Below are 4,014 nucleotides of genomic sequence, written 5' to 3'. Positions count from 1 at the left end.
GGAGTTGGCGGTGGGGATTCCGGGGGCGTCCCTGGTCAGGGCGGTGGCGCATGCGCCGGTCACGCTCGTGGACGCGGGTGCCCGGCGGGTCTCCCAGGGGGCCGGTGCGCTCGCGACGCTGGCAGGTGGAAGGCCCCGGCGGCGCGTGTGGATCGGCGAGGGGCGCGCTCACATCCAGGTGAACGGGCTGTCGGGGGGCGGAGGCCGGCACCGGCGGTACGTGGACGCGTTGACGGGCGCGCTGCGGCGACTGGACGGGGTGAACTGGGCGGAGGTCAACGCCGTCACCGGCCACGTCCTGGTCGCCTTCGCGAAAGCCGAGGTGGGCCTGGACGCGTTGCTCGAGACCGTCCGCGACGTGGAGGAGGCGCACAGCGCCGCCCAGCCCGACGCGCTAACAGCCCAGAAAGACGTGCACGCCGCGCCGCCCGATGACGAGATGGCCTGGGCGGCGGCCATGTCCGCGCTCGTCGCGGACTGCGCGGGTGCGGTCGGGGCCTTGGCCGGGCGGCTGCTCGTCCTGCCGCCCATTCCGAGCCCGGTGCGGGCGGCGGTCTCGGTGGCGGACGCGGCGCCCCACGTGCGGCGGGTGCTGGACCGGTCGCTCGGCGGCATGCGCACCGACGCCCTGCTCGGCACCGCCAACGCCGTCGTCCAGGGCGCAGGGCAGGGCATCGCCCCGCTCGCCACGGACGCCGTGCACCGCGTCTTCCAGCTGTACGAGGTCGCGGCGCGCCGGGACGCGTGGCGGCGCCGGGAGCCGGACCTGGCGGCCGGGCCGCAGCCGCAGGAGTGCGGTGCCCCGGGGCGGCGGCCGTGCCCGCTGCCGGACGGTCCGGTGGAGCGGGCCGCGAACCGCACCGAGCTGGGGCACCTGCTCGGCGGGGCCGGTGTCCTCGCGGGTACGCGCGACATGTCCGCCGCCGCCGAACTGCTGCTGGCGACCATGCCGAAGGCCGCGCAGAACGGGCGGGACGCGTTCGCGTCCGTGCTGGCGCACGACCTGGCCCGACGCGGTGTGGTGGTGCTGGAACCGGGCGCATTGCGCAGGCTCGACCGCGTCAGCGCGGTGGTCATCGACTCCGCGGTGCTGTGCAGCGGGGAATTGCGGATGCTGTCCGCGACCGGCGAGCGCCTGGAGGACGCGGACGTTTGGCGCACCGCCGCAGCGCTGATCGCGGGCCGCGCCGCCGGGGACCGGCGCCTGCTGAAGGTGTCCGGCACCCCCGCCGGCCCCAAGGGCATGACCCTCGACCTGCTGGACGAGCGGGACCGGCTGTGCGGGCAGGTCCTGGTGGGCTGTGCGCTCGACCCGACGGCCGAGGGGCTGCTCGCGGCGGCGCACCAGGCGGCCGACGTGGTCGTCCTGACCGAGCACGCGAGCACCCGGGAACTCGTGGCCTGGGGCGACGACTCCCCGGTGACCGTCGACGACCTCGCGGACTCGGTGCGGGCCCTGCAGCGGGAAGGCCACGGGGTCCTGGTGATCTCGCGCGGGCAGGACCGGGCGCTGGACGCGGCCGACGTCGGGGTGAGCGTCCTCTGCGAGGGCGGATCGGTGGACTGGCGCGCCGACCTTGTCTGCGGGCCGGGGCTCGCCGACGCGTGGCGGGTGCTCGCGGCCGTCCGGCCGGCGCGGCGCGCGAGCGAGCGCGCCGCGGAGCTGTCGCTGAGCGCGTCGGCGCTCGGCGCGCTGCTCATCGCGGGCGGGCGGCCGCGGCGGCGCGGGCTCGCGGGCTGGCGGGAACTGCCGCCGGTGCACATGGCGGGCATGATCGCGATGCTGACCAACGCCGTCGGCGCCCGGCGGCTGGATCACCGTCCGCCGCCGCCGCCCGTCGTCCGGGACGCCTGGCACGCGCGCACCGCCGAGGAGGCGTACCGGCGGCTGTCCCGCGTCCCGGCCACCGGGCCCGCCGCCGAGTCGGCCCGGCCCGCGGGCGCCGGGGCGCGGCTGGCGGCGGCGGTGCGGCAGGAGCTGGACGACCCGCTGACGCCCGTCCTCGCGCTCGGCGCGGCGGCCTCGGCCGTGGTCGGCTCCAGCGTGGACGCGCTGCTGGTCACCGGGGTCATGACGGGCAACGCGCTCATCGGCGGCGCCCAGCGGATGCGCGCGGAGCGGGTGCTGGGCGACCTCCTCCTGGGGCAGCAGGTCAGCGCCCGCCGCCTGCGCGGCGCACCCGACTCCGCCGGCCCCGAGGCCGCCCTTGCCGGGAAGTTCGCGCGCCTGCGGTCGGCCGGCGTCGAGAAGGTCTCCGCGGGCGACCTGCGGGTCGGCGAGATGGTCCTGCTCCGGTCGGAGGACGTCGTCCCGGCGGACGCCCGCCTGCTCTGGGCCGAGTCGCTGGAGGTGGACGAGGCGACGCTCACCGGCGAGTCCGTGCCCGTGGGAAAGGACGTCGAGCCGGCACCGGGCGCCGACCCGTCCGACCGGCACTGCATGGTCTACGAGGGCACCACGGTCATCGCCGGCGAGGCGGTCGCGCTCGTCGTCGCCACCGCCGACGCGACCGAGGCCGGACGCGCCGCCGCGCTCGCCGGGGCGATGGACGCCTCGTCCAGCATGCAGGCGCGGCTCGCGGAACTCACCCACGAGGCGCTGCCCGCCACCGTGCTCGGCGGCGCGGCCGTCACGACGCTGGGGATGCTGCGCGGGCTGCCGCTGCGCCGCGCCCTCGGCTCCGGCGTCGCGGTCGCGGTGGCCGCCGTCCCCGAGGGGCTGCCGCTGGTCGCCACCCTGTCCCAGCTCGCGGCGGCGCGGCGGCTGTCCGGCCTCGGCGTGCTGGTCCGCTCGACGCGGGCGCTCGAAGCACTCGGCCGCGTCGACACCCTGTGCTTCGACAAGACCGGGACCCTCACCGAGGGCAGGCTCCGCCTGGTCCGCGCCGCCGGTCCGGCCCGCCCGCTGTCGCTCACCGGGGCGGCCGGGCAGCGCATCCTCCGGACGGCCGTGCGCGCCTCCCCGCCGCCGCGCGGGACGAAGGCCCCGCACGCCACCGACCGGGCCGTCCTCGACCGCGCCGCCGACCTGCCGCCGGACGACCGCTGGTCGCTGGACGAGGAACTCCCGTTCGAGGCCACCCGCGGGTTCTCCGCGTCGCTCGGGCACGACGGCGACCGGACGGTCCTCGCGGTCAAGGGCGCGCCCGAGGTGCTGCTCGGCAGGTGCGCGCTGATCCACGCCCCGCGCAGCAGCGCCGCGGGCCGGCGGGGCGCGGACGAGCCGCTCACCCCGGCCCGCCGCCGCGCCGCCGCCGCGACCGTCCGGCGCCTCGCGGGGCAGGGGCTGCGGGTGCTCGCGGTCGCCGAGCGGCCCGTCCCGGACCCGGCCGCGTTCCAGGGGGAGCTGGCCGACCACGTCGAGGACCTCACGCTGCTCGGCTTCATCGGCATCGCCGATCCGCCGCGTCCCACCGCCGAGGACGCGGTGCGGCGGCTGAACGACGCGGGCGTGCGGACCACCATGATCACCGGCGATCATCCGGCCACCGCCGCCGCGGTCGCCGCGCGGCTCGCCATCCCGGGCGCCGACCGGGTCGTCACCGGGGCCGAACTCGACGCGTTGTCCGCCGGCGAACGGCTCCGGGCCGTGCAGCGCGCCGCCGTCTTCGCCCGCGTCTCCCCGGCCCAGAAGGTGCGCATCGTCAAGGACCTGCGGCGGGCCGGGCGGGTGGTCGCCATGACCGGCGACGGCGTGAACGACGCCGCCGCCATCCGCCGCGCCGACGTCGGCATCGCGGTCGCCGGACGCGGCTCCGGCGCGGCCCGCAGCGCGGCGGACCTCGTCCTCACCGCGCCCGACACCGCGCTCATCCTGGAGGCGCTGCGCGAGGGCCGCGCCCTGTGGCACAGCGTCCGGGACGCCGCGGCCATCCTCGTCGGCGGCAACGCGGGCGAGGTGGCCTTCACCATCCTCGGGACGGCCCTCAGCGGGAACGCGCCGCTGAGCATCCGGCAACTGCTCGTCGTCAACATGCTCACCGACATGCTCCCCGCCCTCGCCGTGGCCCTCAC

Annotated in this window: 1 protein-coding gene; it reads left to right on the top strand. The window is 78.0% G+C overall.

Features of this window, described 5'->3' with window-relative positions:
- Positions 1-43 precede the first annotated feature (43 nt).
- Positions 44-4,014, top strand: a 3,971-nt coding sequence (locus E1266_RS36050) for an HAD-IC family P-type ATPase (protein ID WP_132054898.1), incomplete at its 3' end; no start/stop codon positions are given.

The sequence above is a fragment of the Actinomadura sp. 7K534 genome, assembly GCF_004348575.1.
In the GTDB taxonomy this organism is placed as follows: domain Bacteria; phylum Actinomycetota; class Actinomycetes; order Streptosporangiales; family Streptosporangiaceae; genus Spirillospora; species Spirillospora livida.
The sequence above is the reverse complement of the archived record's forward strand: the minus strand, read 5'-3'. Positions and strand labels throughout refer to the sequence as shown.